Origin of the sequence: Bacillus sp. AFS073361 (assembly GCF_002567005.1) — a bacterium.
In the GTDB taxonomy this organism is placed as follows: domain Bacteria; phylum Bacillota; class Bacilli; order Bacillales; family Cytobacillaceae; genus Neobacillus.
In genome coordinates, this window is record NZ_NUZU01000007.1 from 120,545 (window position 1) to 137,063 (window position 16,519).

The 16,519-nt window shown below is 36.8% G+C and carries 16 protein-coding genes; 11 read left to right on the forward strand and 5 right to left on the reverse strand.

Annotated elements, in window-relative coordinates:
• Window positions 1-76: 76 nt before the first annotated feature.
• Entirely contained in the window at window positions 77-586 is a 510-nt protein-coding gene (locus COJ96_RS04955) for a DUF2179 domain-containing protein (protein ID WP_098571865.1), read from the reverse strand.
• Window positions 587-859: 273 nt separating this feature from the next.
• Between COJ96_RS04955 and purT the strand changes: the two genes are divergently transcribed.
• On the forward strand, window positions 860-2,038 hold the full coding sequence (gene purT / locus COJ96_RS04960; protein ID WP_098571866.1) for a formate-dependent phosphoribosylglycinamide formyltransferase: 1,179 nt from the start codon (window positions 860-862) through the stop codon (window positions 2,036-2,038).
• Between the two features lie 157 nt (window positions 2,039-2,195).
• On the opposite strand, the gene COJ96_RS04965 is transcribed toward purT, so the two are convergent.
• Window positions 2,196-2,378: a YolD-like family protein gene (locus COJ96_RS04965; protein ID WP_098571867.1), complete on the reverse strand. Its 183-nt coding sequence runs from the start codon at window positions 2,376-2,378 to the stop codon at window positions 2,196-2,198.
• Between the two features lie 190 nt (window positions 2,379-2,568).
• Here COJ96_RS04965 and COJ96_RS04970 point away from each other — a divergent pair, with 190 nt between their 5' ends.
• Window positions 2,569-2,889: a ribonuclease E inhibitor RraB gene (locus COJ96_RS04970; RefSeq protein WP_098571868.1), complete on the forward strand. Its 321-nt coding sequence runs from the start codon at window positions 2,569-2,571 to the stop codon at window positions 2,887-2,889.
• A 171-nt stretch (window positions 2,890-3,060) separates the two neighbouring features.
• On the opposite strand, the gene COJ96_RS04975 is transcribed toward COJ96_RS04970, so the two are convergent.
• Window positions 3,061-4,272: an MFS transporter gene (locus COJ96_RS04975; RefSeq protein ID WP_098571869.1), complete on the reverse strand. Its 1,212-nt coding sequence runs from the start codon at window positions 4,270-4,272 to the stop codon at window positions 3,061-3,063.
• A 214-nt stretch (window positions 4,273-4,486) separates the two neighbouring features.
• On the opposite strand from COJ96_RS04975, the gene COJ96_RS04980 reads away from it, so the two are divergent.
• The 5 genes from COJ96_RS04980 to glnA all read left to right on the forward strand — a co-directional run bounded on the left by COJ96_RS04980 (window position 4,487) and on the right by glnA (window position 9,672).
• Entirely contained in the window at window positions 4,487-5,245 is a 759-nt protein-coding gene (locus tag COJ96_RS04980) for a GNAT family N-acetyltransferase (protein WP_098571870.1), read from the forward strand.
• Between the two features lie 34 nt (window positions 5,246-5,279).
• Window positions 5,280-5,837 (forward strand): DUF6155 family protein, encoded by a 558-nt coding sequence (locus tag COJ96_RS04985; RefSeq protein ID WP_180229984.1) that lies wholly within the window; start codon window positions 5,280-5,282, stop codon window positions 5,835-5,837.
• Window positions 5,838-5,946: 109 nt separating this feature from the next.
• Entirely contained in the window at window positions 5,947-6,396 is a 450-nt protein-coding gene (locus COJ96_RS04990) for a DinB family protein (protein ID WP_098571871.1), read from the forward strand.
• A gap of 344 nt (window positions 6,397-6,740) precedes the next feature.
• Complete coding sequence (sstT, locus tag COJ96_RS04995) at window positions 6,741-7,979, forward strand: serine/threonine transporter SstT (RefSeq protein ID WP_098571872.1); 1,239 nt, start codon at window positions 6,741-6,743, stop codon at window positions 7,977-7,979.
• Between the two features lie 328 nt (window positions 7,980-8,307).
• A complete protein-coding gene (glnA, locus tag COJ96_RS05000) occupies window positions 8,308-9,672 on the forward strand; it encodes a type I glutamate--ammonia ligase (RefSeq protein ID WP_098571873.1) in 1,365 nt (454 codons plus the stop codon).
• A 133-nt stretch (window positions 9,673-9,805) separates the two neighbouring features.
• Here the strand turns inward: glnA and COJ96_RS05005 are convergent, their stop codons facing one another.
• Window positions 9,806-10,036, reverse strand: a complete 231-nt coding sequence (locus tag COJ96_RS05005; RefSeq protein ID WP_098571874.1) for an ABC transporter — start codon at window positions 10,034-10,036, stop codon at window positions 9,806-9,808.
• 291 nt (window positions 10,037-10,327) lie between these two features.
• Between COJ96_RS05005 and COJ96_RS05010 the strand changes: the two genes are divergently transcribed.
• The gene (locus COJ96_RS05010; RefSeq protein WP_098571875.1) at window positions 10,328-11,614 is read left to right on the forward strand and encodes an L-lactate MFS transporter; all 1,287 of its coding nucleotides are present in this window, start codon (window positions 10,328-10,330) and stop codon (window positions 11,612-11,614) included.
• Window positions 11,615-11,738: 124 nt separating this feature from the next.
• Here the strand turns inward: COJ96_RS05010 and COJ96_RS05015 are convergent, their stop codons facing one another.
• On the reverse strand, window positions 11,739-13,079 hold the full coding sequence (locus COJ96_RS05015) for an FAD-dependent monooxygenase (RefSeq protein ID WP_098571876.1): 1,341 nt from the start codon (window positions 13,077-13,079) through the stop codon (window positions 11,739-11,741).
• 249 nt (window positions 13,080-13,328) lie between these two features.
• Between COJ96_RS05015 and COJ96_RS05020 the strand changes: the two genes are divergently transcribed.
• The 3 genes from COJ96_RS05020 to COJ96_RS05030 all read left to right on the forward strand — a co-directional run bounded on the left by COJ96_RS05020 (window position 13,329) and on the right by COJ96_RS05030 (window position 16,457).
• Window positions 13,329-14,327, forward strand: a complete 999-nt coding sequence (locus tag COJ96_RS05020) for a hypothetical protein (RefSeq protein WP_306460578.1) — start codon at window positions 13,329-13,331, stop codon at window positions 14,325-14,327.
• A gap of 311 nt (window positions 14,328-14,638) precedes the next feature.
• Window positions 14,639-15,730, forward strand: coding sequence for an NAD(P)H-dependent flavin oxidoreductase (locus COJ96_RS05025; RefSeq protein WP_098571877.1), 1,092 nt, complete (start codon window positions 14,639-14,641; stop codon window positions 15,728-15,730).
• A gap of 148 nt (window positions 15,731-15,878) precedes the next feature.
• Window positions 15,879-16,457 carry a cysteine hydrolase family protein gene (locus tag COJ96_RS05030; protein WP_098571878.1) on the forward strand — a complete coding sequence of 193 codons (579 nt, stop codon included), beginning with the start codon at window positions 15,879-15,881 and terminating at the stop codon, window positions 16,455-16,457.
• Window positions 16,458-16,519 lie beyond the last annotated feature (62 nt).

The following is a 16,519-nucleotide window of genomic DNA, read 5'->3' on the forward strand; positions in this document are numbered from 1 at the left end:
GGCATAAGAAATGACGTGTGGTTTGACACACGTCATTTTTTTATCTTGTAAAAATTGCATATACAACATTTCGCTTCTAACGAAGTCGATCCAATAAGAAACCGCCTTTAAATCTTCTTGGCTCGTATGAAATAATAAACGCATTAGGTTCAAATTTTTCGACAGTAGCTATTAGTTCATTTTCTCTATTTCTCTTTGTCAATATTTCCATTCGATAACGTTCACTGTCGCGTCCTTCACCTGTATATAATGTAACACCAAAACCATTTTGTCTTAAAGTGTCTATCAAATGACCATTTTTTTCTTGTGTATTAACCGTAACGTTAATATAACCAATTGCTATTTTTTGTTCTAATTTCGTTCCAAGGATGATTCCTAACCCGAAACCAACGGCATAAACTACCATTGCAATAATACTTTGATCCCCACCAAATACGAGTGAAAGCCCAAAAACATATATTAACATTTCTGCGATACCTAAAATTGATGCTAACACGGTTATATTTTTAACCAAAAAGATTGTTCGCAGTGTGTAAATAGGTACATAAACCAATTGTAACAGCAAAATCAAAATAATCTCTTTCACTTTGGCACCTCTATCGTCAATTTTAAATTACTTTTTATTTTATCTCTTTTAAACTAAATAAAATAGTGTTTTCTTTTCTTAATTCGTTAATTTACGAATCTTTTATTTCTATTTTTTATTTCCCTTCGTATTGATAGTATGAATCCTTTGGTCAGACGAATGATTAATAGTATAAAATATATAAATGTTCGTTATTTAAACTATTTTTCTATTGATATTCCCATTGATTATACGATATTATAACTAAAAAGCAAACATTTAGGAGTGGATAAGATGATTAGTTACCCAAATTCTAGCAAACCAAAAAAAGTGATGTTACTTGGTTCGGGAGAGCTCGGAAAAGAAACGATTATCGAAGCTCAGCGCCTTGGTATGGTAACGATTGCTGTTGACCGTTATGAAAATGCTCCTGCCATGCAGGTAGCCGATCATTCGTATGTTGTTGATATGCTTGATGGAGTAGAACTGCGAAAAGTGATCGAACTAGAAAAGCCGGACTTGGTTGTTCCTGAAATTGAGGCAATCGCAACGGAAACGTTAATTGATCTTGAGAATGAAGGTTTTTGTATTGTGCCAACGGCTAAAGCAACGAACCTGACGATGGATCGAGAAGGAATCCGAAGATTGGCTAGTGAAGAATTGGGGATTCCAACTGCGAAATACGCCTTTGCAGACACGCTGGAGGAATTAAGAAGTGCCGTACAAGAAATCGGTATTCCATGTGTAATTAAACCGATTATGAGTTCATCTGGAAAAGGACAAACCATTTGTCGTTCTATCGAGGATGTTGAAATATCGTGGAATGAGGCAATTTCGGGTGGAAGAGGCAAAAAAGCTCGAGTGATTGTCGAAGAATTTATTCACTTTGATTCTGAAATCACACTGTTAACGGTTCGTTCTGTCTCAGGCACAACCTTTTGTGCTCCAATCGGTCATGTCCAAAAAGATGGGGATTATATTGAATCCTGGCAGCCGCATGCTATGTCAGAGGAACAAATAGCAGAAGCGCAGGACATCGCAAAAAAAATCACCGATGCCCTGGGAGGATACGGACTTTTTGGCGTTGAATTATTTCTTTCGGCAAAGGGTGTTTATTTTAGTGAGGTTTCACCACGACCACATGATACGGGAATGGTTACCATGGCTACGCAGGATCTTTCTGAGTTTGCCTTGCACATACGGGCCATTTTAGGATATTCCATCCCAGGGATTCAGCTGTTAACTCCTGGTGCAAGTCGCACGGTTAAAGCATGGAAAGAGAGTAAAGGATACCAAATTGAAGGCATTGAGGACAGCTTATCTATCCCAAATACCCAAGTAAGAATCTTTGGAAAGCCTGAAACAAAAGTAGGCCGTCGGATGGCGGTGGTCTTAAGTTCGGGAGAGTCTGTTGAAGTAGCAAGGAACCGAGCCGAAATAGCCGCGTCAAAAATAAGGATCACGCATAGCTAAATCCAATTCAAAAAAGAATTTTCCAAATATTAGGTGCCTTGGTATAACATGACCAAGGCATCTTCTTGTTCTAATGGAAAATTCAGAAAAAAAATAACCTTTTCAAGGTTTAGGGGTGGGGATTTCTTTATTAGCTTTCATTGGTGAAATAAAACTGTTAATAAATATGTCTTACAGAAGATAAACGAATGGAAAATAACATTTGTTTTTCATCTTTTAAAGAAAGCAATTGCTCTTTAAGATTTAGGTGATAAACCCGCCCTTTTAAGGTTTGCAATGCACCATTTTTATAGTAAACAATCGTAATTAGGCCATTTTGAGTTAGTTTTTTTAAGAACATTTATATCCCCCTTTTATTAGTAGTGGATTGTTGTACAATTCACATTATATCCTTCGTATTTTAAGAGACTATGTAGAAGATGTTAATAATATGTTAATAATATGTTAAGTCAAGCTAATTTGATTAGTGGAATAGAAATAAGTGAATTATAATAAATATTGAATGTAATAGAATATGGAGGAAAAAACCAATGAAATTTCCAAATGATGCGGATGGAGTGGCTTTACAAAGTCTTTATAAAGATGGAGTGAATTTTAAAAAACCACAGTCAGTTGAGTTTTTTGTGGCCGTGCTTGATCAAATGACAGGTGAAAAATTATCGCAAGTACTAAAAGGAGAAGGATTCAACTGTTTCCTAGAGCAAGATGACGAAACAGATGAGTGGGCATGTTCTTGCTCGAAAAGAATGCTATTAAATCATAGTGAATTAATTAAAATACAGAAAAAATTAAATGACTTAAGTAAACCACATGGTGGTTATTCGGACGGTTGGGGTGTTTTTGTAGATTAAAAAAATTGGCGGTTTTATTTTATTAGGTTTAGTGTCTATATATTTGTATATGAAAGCCCTGGGCCTAATCAATTATTTTGGAGGGCACCAGGGCTTTTCTTTTAGTCATTTATCCCAAAACGTTACAAAGTATAGATCTTGTACAATATTGCGAGTAAGACTCCTTGTTTCTTAAATTCTATGTGGAGAATGCCGTAATGCTCTTATAGAAATGCTACCTAATCGAATTACTATGATGATAGAAATTATCGTGTGGACTACAATCATGGAGACAACACCATGCCAGCCAAAACTACTATAATATGCACCACTCACCGTTCCTCCGATACTAGATCCCGCATAATAGAAAAATAAATATAGGGATGATGCTTGTGCTTTATCATGAGTAGCGATTTGTCCCACCCAACCACTTCCAATCGAATGTCCAGCAAAAAAACCGTACGTAAAAATGGCTATTCCAATAATTTTTAACGATAAAGACGAATTTAGCGTTATACATGTCCCTAACAATACAATGAACAATGACACCATTAATAGTTTTCTTTTCCCGTATTGATCGGCTAACATTCCCATCCAAGTAGAACTAAATGTTCCAACAATATACACAATGAATATAAAGCCAACTAAGGTTTGACTTAAAGAATAAGGTGGAGCCATTAACTCAAAACCAATGTAATTATATAACGATACAAAGCATCCCATTAATAGAAATCCAGTTAAAAATAAATAAAGGAGGCCTGGTTCTTTAAATTGGACAAACAAGGAGATTGCTAATTTTTTAATTTCAAATTTTCGCGGTTTAAAATGTGTAGATTTCGGTAAAATAGACCAGAAAATAAGACTAGCAAGCAAACTAATGATTCCAATAAAGGCCAATGCTACATGCCAACTAAAATAATCTGTTAAAATTCCACTAATTATTCGACCTCCCATTCCGCCAATGGAGTTCCCGCTAATGTATAATCCCATTGCCATCCCTAAACTTTTAGGGTCAATTTCCTCACCTAAGTAGGCCATCGCAACAGCAGGCAATCCTGCTAATGAAATCCCTTGTAAGATTCTACATAAGATTAATAGATGAAAATTTGGACTAAACGCAGTTAAAATGGATAGAATCGATGAAACAATTAAAGAAATAGTCATGACTGGTTTCCGGCCAAATACTTCTGATAAAGAACCAGCAATCAACATACTCACCGCTAAAGCAATAGTGGTAGAGGACAAGCTTAAACTGGATACAGCTGGTGAAATATGAAATTCCTTCACGATCTCCGGCAGTAATGGCTGTGTTCCCCAAAGGATCGCGAATGTATTAAATCCACCGGCAAATAAAGCGATGTTTACCATTTTAAATGTGTGTGTCCCGCGCTGAATATAGTTCATTATTGAAAAATACTCCTTTAGTTGTTGGTTTTATAAATTATCTCTACCTCATCATACTCCTCTTTTTGCATAGGTTCTAATAAAATACCTTTAAGAAGCTCCGTGCGGTCACCATTCTAAAAAATGTCAATTATTCCAACAATTATAGAAAAAGTATATAATGAATTTGGATAGTTCATATGGTCGGACATTTATGGAAAAGAGGACTAAATCGATGAAGAATATAACATTCGAGAATATTTATGTGGTTGGTCAGGTTGTATTTGAAAATAATCAATACAAACACATTCATTATCCTGAAATGTTACTTAGATATGATAGTAATTTTATAGAGTTTAAGTTATCACCATCTTTATCGGAATTTAAAAGTGTGGAGTTTTACTTGCGAAATTATCATTTAAAAAATGGTCAAAATCATGTAAAGTTTTATTTTCCTCCAAACGAAAAGCTAGCGGAGGAATTAGTAGCTTACATGAAGGATTCAGGTTATAGTATTGGATTTCTCGAATTGTACGCCATCCAGCCTAAACAATTTCCTTTGGTGGCAGACAACCCGGATGTAGAGGTACAAGTTGTGACAGATAAAAACCTGGAAACTTTCCTTGAATTGCAGTATAAGCATGATTTGGAATTAGGTTCGGAATTTGCAAATCAAAAGAGGGAATTAGCTAAAAGAAATTTTGAAGATCCGTCTATTCAGCAGCTGCTTGCATTTTATAAAGGAGTTCCAGCAGGTTCAGTAGATGTGATTATTTCGAAAGAAACCGCCGAAATTGATGGCCTGGTGGTAGATGAGGATTTTCAGAAAAAAGGAATTGGCAGCAGGCTGCAAAAATTTGTTATGGAGAAATATACTAATAAAACCATCATTTTAGTAGCGGATGGTGAAGACACTCCGAGAGAAATGTACAGGAAACAAAACTATGAGTATCTAGGATTTAAATATCATTCACATAAAATATTTGAAAATTAAATGTTATGATGAATGTAGTAATAGTGGAGGATCTATGAAAATCAAGATTACTGATTTAAAAAAACAGTTAAAAGGATATGACCAAAAGGAATTGATTGAACTGATCGTGGCTATGTATAAGTCAAACAAAGAGGTTCAAAACTACTTATCCAGTAAATTTCTAGGGGACCAAGTAATTGAAGTTCTTTTTCATCAAACCCAGAAAAAAATTAAAAATGAATTTTTTCCAGAAAGAGGAACTGAGAAACTCCGATTGACAGAAGCAAAAAAGGAGATAACTGCTTTTAAAAAGGCAACAAATGATGAGAAACGAACAGTTGACCTTATGCTTTTTTATGTGGAAATGTGTGTGAAATTTACAAATTCATATGGTGATATAAATGAAGGTTTCTACACCAGTCTAGTGAGGATGTTTGATAAAGTAGCCATGGAATGTGATCGTGATGAAGAACTATATAAAGCCTTTTCTAATAGATTACGTAACATTATTTCTAATGTCGACTTAATTGGCTGGGGGGTTGAGGAAGCAATAATTGAGTCGTATTATTCGATTGAATGGGTTCATGGTGAAGATGAGAATGATGATGAATAGGTTCTTGTCTTACGACTTGGAACAGAAAGTTCCGATATATAAATGGTTAATCGAAAAAAATCGAGGGACGCAAAAGTAACAACACTAGTTAATACATGGAGGTGTACGCATGAAAACAATCCGAAATATGTTTGAGCATTTACATTGGTCTAATCAACGGATTCTTGAAACCTTGCAAAATATGAAGGGGGAGAATGAACAAATTAACAGGCTATTCGCACATATCCTTCTCGCTGAACAGGTGTGGTTGACCAGGTTAACAGGATCAGACAGTTCAAATTTACCTATCTGGGCAGATGTTAGTATAGAATCATGTGTAGAACTGGCTAATCGAAATAATCAAAACTTTAAAGAATTCCTTTCGGGTTTAACTGACTCTGGTCTCGAACAAATCGTTTCATACAGGAACAGCAAAGGCATAGAGTTTAAGAATTCGGTAAGAGACATCTTGACCCATGTTGCTTTACATGGTCAATATCACCGAGGACAGATCAATCAACTTTTAAGGGCCAATGATACCGAGCCTGTTATTTTAGACTATATTGTCTTTAGGAGATAGATGCTGGATTTAAAAAGGAGTGTTTCATTGGTGTCAGGCACCGTGAAACACTCCTTTTTATTTAGACTTTTCTTTATTCCTTTCCGTGTAAATTTTTTTAGCCTCCATTTTCATAGTCTTTTATTCAATTGTTATTAAGGAGGCTTTAGAATGAAATTACGAAAGTAAAAGCGTTTGCATTGGTTGCTTACTGATTAATACCAGGAAATACTATTGTAATATATCTAAATATTCACTATAATACTATTAGTTCTAAAATAGTTCAGTAGATAAAGCAGAGAGAGGATATGTACACCTAAATGGACTATGAATTTGCAATTATCTTAAACTAGTGGAGGAATTCTATGAAAAGTCTAGTGAACAAGTGGAATCAAATTAGTCTGGTAAAGCAAATAATTGTCGGTTTGATTATTGGCATTATTCTAGCTGTTACGGTCCCAGCAGCAGCAAAGCCTGTTGTTATCTTAGGTTCTTTGTTTGTAGGTGCTCTAAAAGCCATCGCACCCGTCCTCGTGCTCTTCTTGGTAATGTCAGCCATCGCTCAGCATAAGAGTGGTCACAAAACAAACATGAAATCCATTATTTTTCTTTATCTTTTAGGTACCTTTTTGGCTGGATTAGTTGCGGTTATTGTCAGTTTTATTTTTCCGGTCAGCTTAACACTTGCAACCGGTTCGGAGGAATTAGCAGCTCCAGGCGGTGTGGTAGAGGTTCTCAAAACGTTATTGTTAAACGTTGTAGATAACCCAGTTAAAGCTATTTACAATGCGAACTATATTGGTATTTTAGCTTGGGCTGTACTCCTTGGTTTAGCGTTAAAAAATGCTCCAGATACAACCAAGACAATGATTTCTAACTTTTCAGATGCGGTGTCCAAACTGGTTACATGGGTAATCAAATTTGCTCCATTTGGAATCATGGGCCTTGTTATTGAATCTATTACAACTAACGGAGTCTCGTCATTACTGAGTTACGGGAAATTGCTTGCTGTTTTGCTTGGCTGTATGGTATTTGTGGCGCTTGTTGTTAATCCAATCATTGTGTTCGCTGCAACTCGTCAAAACCCATACCCGCTTGTATTTATGTGTTTAAAGGAAAGTGGAATTACAGCTTTCTTCACACGCAGTTCCGCTTCAAATATTCCGGTCAATATGAAATTATGTGAAAAACTAGGTTTGGATAAGGATACTTATTCCGTATCGATTCCTTTAGGTGCAACCATCAATATGGCGGGAGCAGCTGTTACCATTTCTGTATTGACACTTGCAGCGGTCCATACATTAAATATTGAAGTGGACATTCCGACAGCCATCATCCTAAGCGTTCTATCAGCTGTTTGTGCTTGTGGTGCTTCAGGTGTTGCGGGTGGTTCCTTATTACTGATTCCGCTGGCATGCAGCTTATTCGGAATTCCAATGGATGTTGCCATGAAGGTGGTTGGCGTTGGATTTATTATTGGTGTTTTACAAGATTCTTTTGAAACGGCATTAAATTCATCTACAGACGTACTTTTCACTGCTGCGGCAGAATTTAATGAAAAACGTAAACAAGGAAAAAGTATTACTATTCAAAAAGCTTCATAAGCAGTATATGAATAGGTTGAATTCAAAACAGTTGTTAGAGAGCTCTCTAGCAGCTGTTTTTTTGTATTAGCTAAAATACGATAGACTGTTTAAATGATAAACCTAAAATAATATACATAAATCTGCATAAATATGAACACGAGATTTGCTGAACTTCATGAGAATATTAGATTTAATCAGGTGTTTTATGAAAACGCTTACTAAAAATTCAGAATAAATATTCAAAATATTTACCTAAAAAGATTGTCAAACTATTCTTTTTTTATTATAATCAGTTTATATTAATCGATGTAATAAAATATAACATGAAATTGCGAGGTAAAGTGACATGACAAAAACATTAATTTCAAACACACCAGGTGCTGCCACAACTCTTGAACAAATTAAAGAAATCATTAACGAAAAAAGTGTTGAATTATTACACTTGCAATTTGTCGATATCGAAGGAATCTTAAAGCACGTTACTGTAACTATTGAGCAATTGGAAGATGTCGTTGAAGGTAAAATGATGTTTGATGGTTCTTCAATCAAAGGTTTCTCACCTATTAACAAATCAGATCTTTATTTACAGCCTGATTTAGCTACTTTTGCGGTTCTTCCTTGGACAGTTGAAAACGGATATTCGGAAGCTAGATTCCTATGTTCTGTTAAGAACCCAGATGGTTCCTTGTTTGAAGGAGACACAAGAAATGTTTTAAAGAAAACAGTGGATCGCGCCGAGAAACATGGATACACGATTTCAGTGGGTCCAGAGTTAGAATTTTTCCTTTTTAAAACAGATGAAAATGGTTATGCAACACAAGAACTTGGTGATAAGGCCGGTTATTTTGAGCCATCTCCACATGACCTTGGCGAGCGCGTTCGTTTAGAAATTTACCGTGCCTTAAAAGCAATGGGCTTCACCATTGAGGCTTCTCACCATGAAGTAGCTGAAGGGCAACATGAAATTAACTTTAAATATGCAGATGTATTAACGGCTGCTGACCTTTCCACTACATATAAATGGGTCGTGAAGACAGTAGCGAAGAAATTCGGATTACACGCAACCTTTATGCCGAAGCCAGTATTTGGAATCAATGGTTCTGGTATGCATGTCAACATGTCCTTCTTTGAAGGTAGCGAAAATGCCTTCTTTGATCCATCCGATGAGTTACAATTATCTGAAAAAGCTTATCAATTCATTGCGGGTGTTCTAGAAAATGTGAAGAGCTTTACGGCAGTAACAAACCCGCTAGTAAACTCTTATAAGCGATTAGTGCCTGGTTATGAAGCTCCTTGTTATCTTGCTTGGTCTGCGTCAAACCGTTCAGCGTTAATTCGTATTCCAGCGAAAAAAGGCCTTGCGACACGTGTTGAATTACGTTGTCCAGATCCATCAGCTAACCCTTACTTAACGTTTGCAGTGATTGCTTCTGCGGGTCTGGATGGAATCGAAAAAGGACTAGAAGCACCAGCTCCGATTAATGAAGATATTTTCCATATGACAGAAGAAGAAAGAGCCTTCCGTGGCATCGATAGCCTGCCTGGAAGTTTAGCAGAGTCAATAAAAGAATTAGAATCAGGAGATATTGCGGCTAATACACTAGGTGAGCACGTATACAACGAGTATGTTTCAATGAAGAAAGCAGAATGGGACAGCTACCGTACAGCGGTTCATGCATGGGAAATCGATAACTATCATTCTAAATTCTAATTTAAAAAGCGGGCACCAGGGCATTAAACAACCCTAGTTGCCCGTTTTTTTATGGAAGTAACTGTAAAGGACAGCCTCTAATTGAGGCTGCCCTTATATATAAATCCAAATTGGCTCAATTCTGCTTGCTATTTCACTTAATGTGATGCCATGCCCTCCTAAATACGTATAATCCAAAGATAAGGAATGCAAGGAAGCCAATTACAATGATAAGGAATTTTAGAACGGTAACAATTAAACCAACTAGACCGATAACTCCAAGCAAAGAAGTCACCCACAATAATCCAAACAATAGCCAAATGGCACCTGTTAAAAATCCAAGAAAAATTCCAAAAATGCCACAGGAACAATGGTTAGAACCCATCTGATTTCACCCCCTGTCCTTGTTTGTTCACCAACATTGTATGCGGTTTCTATTGAAGATGTTTTATGAAAATAGAAAAAAGGCGAAAGACCTAAACATGATTTTTTGATAAAAACACGAACAATAATTAAAGAATATAATTTATAATTCGTGTTTAAATTGAATTTTTCGCTTGAAATACATAAAATTGTAGGTTAATATAGTCAAATAACAAACATTACACGTGAAGTGGAAGTTGTTTAAAAGATTAATCTGAATTTGATATCTAAATAAATATTATGTGAAACGGGGATGAAGGGTCAGATGAAGAATCGATGGCTTATAGCTCTTTCGGCAGTTGGAATACATATTTCGATAGGATCGGTATATGCATGGAGTGTATTTACAAACCCATTACAGCAGCAAATGGGCTGGGGATTAAAACAGATTTCATTTACATTTAGTTTAGCCATATTATTTTTAGGATTATCCGCGGCCTTTTTAGGCCATTTTGTGGAGAAGTTCGGACCAAGAGTGTCTGGAACTCTTAGTTCCTTGTTTTTTGGAGTTGGTGTTGCTGGTGCTGGGGCAGCTGTACACTTTGAATCTTTACTATTACTCTATTTATTTTATGGTGTCATTGCTGGTATTGGCTTAGGGGTTGGTTATATTACACCAGTGTCAACATTGGTCAAATGGTTCCCTGATCGAAGAGGATTGGCAACCGGACTAGCTATTATGGGGTTTGGCTTTGCATCAATGATTAGCAGTCCAATAATGAATCACTTAATCCAAACTTACGGCATTTCCAACACCTTTTATATTCTTGGCGGTACATATTTTCTAGTCATTTTTTGTTCCGCTCAATACCTTGCTCCGCCAGTAGCAGGTTGGGTACCTAAAGGTTTTGATTCAACGGTTGAAACTTCAGGGAATAAAAGGATAAAAAAGGATCTTAGACAATTAACGGCAAATGAAGCGGTAAAAACAAGACAATTTTGGGCGTTGTGGATCATGCTTTTTATCAACATAACCTGTGGGATTGCCATTCTTTCCGTTGCATCGCCTATGGCACAAGAGTTGGTTGGTATAACAGCGGCATCTGCTGCGACAATGGTAGGAATTATGGGGTTATTTAATGGTTCCGGACGTATTCTTTGGGCAACTATTTCTGATTACATTGGCCGACCAAATGTGTATACTCTATTTTTTGCTTTCCAAATTGTTGCCTTCTTTGTTTTACCGAACATTACAGTGGGTATTCTGTTTTCAATCATTGTTTATATGATCATGACTTGTTATGGGGGAGGATTCTCTTCGATACCAGCCTATATAGGCGACCTATTCGGAACGAAGCAGTTGGGCGCCATTCACGGCTATATTTTGACAGCCTGGGCAGCAGCCGGTTTAGTCGGTCCGATATTCGTTTCATGGATTCGAGAAACAACCGGAAGCTACCGAGGAACACTTCTTGTATTTTCGGGGTTGTTTATCATTGCATTAGCGATTTCACTATTGATAAGAGTAGATATTAAAAAGTTGCGGGCTTTGAATGAGACTCCGGTGGTAAATAAAATGGATAATTTGAAGAGTAGCTGATTAGAAGGATAAAAGGGACCTGGTTCTTTCAAATTGAACCAGGTCCTAACTATTTTATATGAACCTGCTATTATTAACTATTGGTGCCTGACACCCTATTTGCGGGACGATGTCCCATAAAAATTCATTTTGAAAAGGTCTTTTTCAATACCTGTTTGATAATTCGAGGGCTCATTAAGATGGTCATCGGACGAATTAGGTTCATGACTTTGATGAACGAATTATATATTTCTTGATTTTCCGATGATAAGAGGAAAATCTTTTTGGCGTACCATTGCTGAATGAAAAGACCTGCAGGTTTTTTCCCAATGGTCTCGGGATATCGAAAATCTTCTGTAATCACCATATTCCAAATAGGGGCGATGATTTTAGCTTCTTGTTTATGGAAATTAGTAGTGACTTTTAGAAGATCATGACTTTCATTTTGAAGGAGTTCTTGCAGTTTAAGAGCCTCTAAAACTGCGATACTCATACCTTGACCAAAAACAGGATCAATTCTGCAAACCGTATCACCTATCAATAACAGTCCGCCGGGCAAATTCTTTACCCTATTAAATTGTTTCCAAACGATATGTGGTACACGATAGACCGAGGTTCCGGAAAGAGGAACTGCATCCTTTATTTCATGGTAGATATCTAATTTAGGTAATTTTTTTGTTAGGTCTATAAAGCCATTATCACTTTTGACTACCTCTTTTTCGTTTACCTCATTATGATAGCCTATAAGTGTGACAATATGACATTCTCGTTCTACCCTAGAGATGGTACCACCTATTTTTTCTTGTGGCGGATTAGGATAGACAAGTTTAATAGCCCAGTCTCTTGATTGGCTTTCAGGCAGTTGAAAAGATTTAGTAATGTAACTTAATCCAATTTTCACTTTTTGTTCAGGGATAGACACACCACGTTTGTTTAGCCAACTACTAGAGAGACTGCTCACTCCACTTGCATCAATAACAAGGTTCGCTGTTAGATTTTTTTCTGTCCCACTGTTATCGATAAGAACGACTCCTGTAATTTGATTCTTTTCCTCATTATAAATATAGTTTTCAACCGTGTGATTATAAAGAAAGGTTACGTTCGGTATAGCTTTTATGTAGTGGTCTATATGCCACTCTAAATGTGGGCGCGTTTGCAGAGTTGTTGTGTATCCACCATTAAAACGTAATTTCCAGACACCATGGTGGAACCATGCTAGATCCTGCGTAGAGTTTATTTTCACTGCACCACTTGAGTGGAATTTCTTTGTTATACCTGGAAACAACGCTTCGAGACCATGCTCACCAGCTTGGAGGAGCGCATGTAAATGTTCACCTTGTGGGGCACCTTTTCTTGGAATGGGGCCTTGAGGTTCGTAATCACGTTCGATAATCATTACCTCTTTGAAAAAATCAGACACAACACGTGCTGCTAATTTCCCTGAGATGCCTCCGCCAATAATTATTGCTCTTTCAAATTTGGACAAGGGGTGATAAGCCTCCTATTAATAATTTACCTACAATATAATAGCATACAACTTTCATAGATTGTATTGCCAAGAATTAAATAGTGTTAATCAATGACTAAATACTCCTCTTCACATGAAAATACTATCCGAACGCGAAATTTGTGATATATTTCACAAATTGTTCAATTCTAAGATGGTTTTAGATTGGAGGAATACGGTATATTATCACTATATTCATGTTGTTTATATTCACTAGGGGGCTTACAGATGATGAAAAAGATATTTCAGATACTATTAACATTAGGGCTTATTATGACACCAATTTTTGCGCAAGTACATGTGAAATGGTTCACAAATGTGGAGCCGCATAAGGAGTCCATTGAAAATATATTATCACCAATGTTTTTACTTTTAACTCTTGTGGCTGCTGTTGTATTAGCTTCATTAACACTGATCATTCCGAAAATGGCTAAATGGGGAACAGTGAAAAAAATGGAGGATCGTCTCTCCAGTTTAAGAAAGTATTCTAGGTATTTATTAAAATATGGAACCGCCGTTTCGCTGATGATACAAATGGTGTATGGAACTCTATTTGCTCCAGAGTTTCATGTTAATAGTACAATTATTACAGTATTAGCATGGGTGACAATCGGTTTCTTATTGATACCTCATCATATTTCTACAAAAATTGGTGCTTCGATATTATTAGGATTATTTATTTATGTAACCATCCATCATGGTGTTTTCTATATGTTAGATTACGGATTTTACGTAGCCATTATTGGTGTATTGTTGGTAGGAAATACAAGACTAGAGCAAGCCGGATTCCCATTTCTGTATTTAGGGACAGGATTATCGCTTAGTTGGGTAGCGGTTGAAAAATGGGTCTATCCAAGTATGGCTTTAGATATTGTCGCAAACCACCATGTGCCAACATTTGGCTTTGAACCCAGTTTGTTTGTTGTTATGGCAGCATTTATTGAATTTGTCGTCGGTTATTTATTAGTGGTCGGAGTTTTAAATCGTGTATTAGGTTTTGTGGTTACAGCTATTTTCATCTCCACCACCATGCTCTTTGGAATGACAGAAGTCATCGGTCATTTCATGATTCACATTGTGTTAATTATCTTCATTCTTGAAGGTGTTTCATTCTATAACCCGCCAATAAAAATGCATAAAACGAAAACAGATCAATTTATCTTTGTGTTTTTAAACTTCATTTTTGTACTAGCAACTTTTTTATTAATTTACTATCGTTTCGCATAACACTTATATAGTTGTTTTCGATTTTTACAAATTTAAAGGAAGAAGTGGGGCAGGGCTGCTGATAAACATTGTCAACAGCTCTGGTGCTCGCTTTTTTTTATGCCTACTTATTCATGGACAATGTTTCAAACCAACTTTAAAGGAAAAGGTAACGAATCGTTCTGATCGCCTACGTTCTATGATGGTGAGTCTACGGAATTCAAAAGTGGTGCCTGACACTTTTTCTCTATTTGTGTTTTAATATTAATAGAGGAAAAAAGTTTCCATGAATGAAATGCAAACCAATATTAATAGAAGAAAAGAGGATTTCTATGAAATTAAACACAAAACTATGTGCAATTCTAGATATAGATTATCCGATTATTCAAGCTGGAATGGCGGGAGGGCCTACGACCGTGGATCTTGTTGCTAATGTATCGAACGCTGGGGCATTAGGGACGTTGGGCGCAGCCTATATGAAACCAGAAGAAATTAGAGTGGCCATTAAAGAAATTAAGAAACGGACAACCAAGCCATTTGCTGTTAATTTGTTTTGTACAAATCTGACCGATCATTATGAAGGTGTGGAAGAGTCACAGAAAGTCCTTAATAAAATAAGGAAAGAGTTAGGTATGGAGCCGGCAAACCACCAAGTGAAAACAAATAACTTTTTTGACGAACAATTTGCTGTATTAATAGAAGAAAAAGTTCCTGTCATTTCCACAGCATTCGGGGTCCTTCCGGAAGATAAAATGGCAATCGTCAAGCAACAAAATATCACTATCACTACCATGGTAACAACCGTTCAAGAAGCGCTGCTCGCTGAGGAAAATGGAGCAGATATTATCATTGCCCAGGGGAGTGACGCCGGAGGTCATCGAGGAACATTTGAAATTGAAAAAAACACCCATGGTGCAACAGTCGGAACTTTTTCGCTAGTCCCACAGATCGTTGATGCAGTTTCAGTGCCTGTTGTCGCTGCTGGTGGCATTATGGATAGCCGGGGTTTGGTGGCTGCCTTAGCTTTGGGTGCACAGGGAGTTCAAATGGGAACCGCTTTCCTAACAACGATTGAGTCAGGTGCTCACCGTGTGTATAAAGAGGCACTTATCAATAGCACGGAGGAAAGTACAGTGATTACGAAAGTCTTTTCAGGTCGTCCGGCAAGGGGAATTAAAAATGCTTTTATTCAAGCTTACGATGATGCCAAGATTTCCCCAGCCGATTTCCCAACACAAAATACTATGGCGAATGATATCCGTAGACAGGGAGCCCTTCTAAATAATCCGGACTATATAGCACTTTGGGCAGGACAGGCGACAAGACTTTTACAATACGAAATTCCTGCAAGCAAAGTTATCCATGATGTAGTTACAGGGGCAAAACAGTTACTATCTACTAATGAATCTATGAGTAATCAATAATAGTCCCCGAAATATTGCAAATATGAATGAGTGCGTGAAACCTTTCGCGCGCTTTTTGGATGTTCCGTGAATACGATTCATTCTTTTTACAAAAAATTAACCTAATCATTTCAAGATACTGGAAAACGTAAGTTAGGAGAAATACAGAATGAATCTTTTTGTAAATCCACCAGCACTTTTGGTTTTAGACGTTCAAGATGGGTTTGATGATCCGTACTGGGGGAAGCGGAACAATCTCGAAGCGGAGGAAAATATTTTACAATTGCTTACCGAATGGCGCAGACGGAAATGGCCGGTTATCTATTCTCGACATTTATCCCTTTTGCCTCAATCACCGCTCTATTATAAAAATAAAAACGGGACAAAATTTAAGGAGATAATTCGTCCTAAAGCGAATGAAAAAGTCTTTCAAAAAAATGTAAATAGTGCCTTTATTGGCACGGAATTAGAAACTTATTTACGTGATCAGCAAATCAAATCGGTAATAATCACAGGCCTGTCGACCCAACATTGCGTATCCACCACCACTCGGATGAGTGGAAATTTGGGTTTCGATACATATTTAATCGAGGATGCGATCGCTGCATTTGAACTTATAGACCATAAAGGAATAAAACGCTCTGCCGAGGATGTACAAACATTTGAACTTGCCACTTTGCATCATGAATTTGCAACCATTATGACAACAGCTAATATACTGACTAAATTAACTAACTCAAACGAGTGACGTAGAAAACACAAGGATTTCCGATTAAAAGTTACCTCTTTGGTGTATTTCCTACCACTATG

Excerpts from the sequence above, each read along its gene's own strand:
- purT (WP_098571866.1), top strand. The coding sequence starts at position 860 with ATGATTAGTTACCCAAATTCTAGCAAACCAAAAAAAGTGATGTTACTT.
- COJ96_RS04965 (WP_098571867.1), bottom strand. The coding sequence starts at position 2,378 with ATGTTCTTAAAAAAACTAACTCAAAATGGCCTAATTACGATTGTTTAC.
- COJ96_RS04970 (WP_098571868.1), top strand. The coding sequence starts at position 2,569 with ATGAAATTTCCAAATGATGCGGATGGAGTGGCTTTACAAAGTCTTTAT.
- COJ96_RS04975 (WP_098571869.1), bottom strand. The coding sequence starts at position 4,272 with ATGAACTATATTCAGCGCGGGACACACACATTTAAAATGGTAAACATC.
- COJ96_RS04980 (WP_098571870.1), top strand. The coding sequence starts at position 4,487 with ATGAAGAATATAACATTCGAGAATATTTATGTGGTTGGTCAGGTTGTA.
- COJ96_RS04985 (WP_180229984.1), top strand. The coding sequence starts at position 5,280 with ATGAAAATCAAGATTACTGATTTAAAAAAACAGTTAAAAGGATATGAC.
- COJ96_RS04990 (WP_098571871.1), top strand. The coding sequence starts at position 5,947 with ATGAAAACAATCCGAAATATGTTTGAGCATTTACATTGGTCTAATCAA.
- sstT (WP_098571872.1), top strand. The coding sequence starts at position 6,741 with ATGAAAAGTCTAGTGAACAAGTGGAATCAAATTAGTCTGGTAAAGCAA.
- glnA (WP_098571873.1), top strand. The coding sequence starts at position 8,308 with ATGACAAAAACATTAATTTCAAACACACCAGGTGCTGCCACAACTCTT.
- COJ96_RS05005 (WP_098571874.1), bottom strand. The coding sequence starts at position 10,036 with ATGGGTTCTAACCATTGTTCCTGTGGCATTTTTGGAATTTTTCTTGGA.
- COJ96_RS05010 (WP_098571875.1), top strand. The coding sequence starts at position 10,328 with ATGAAGGGTCAGATGAAGAATCGATGGCTTATAGCTCTTTCGGCAGTT.
- COJ96_RS05020 (WP_306460578.1), top strand. The coding sequence starts at position 13,329 with ATGATGAAAAAGATATTTCAGATACTATTAACATTAGGGCTTATTATG.
- COJ96_RS05025 (WP_098571877.1), top strand. The coding sequence starts at position 14,639 with ATGAAATTAAACACAAAACTATGTGCAATTCTAGATATAGATTATCCG.
- COJ96_RS05030 (WP_098571878.1), top strand. The coding sequence starts at position 15,879 with ATGAATCTTTTTGTAAATCCACCAGCACTTTTGGTTTTAGACGTTCAA.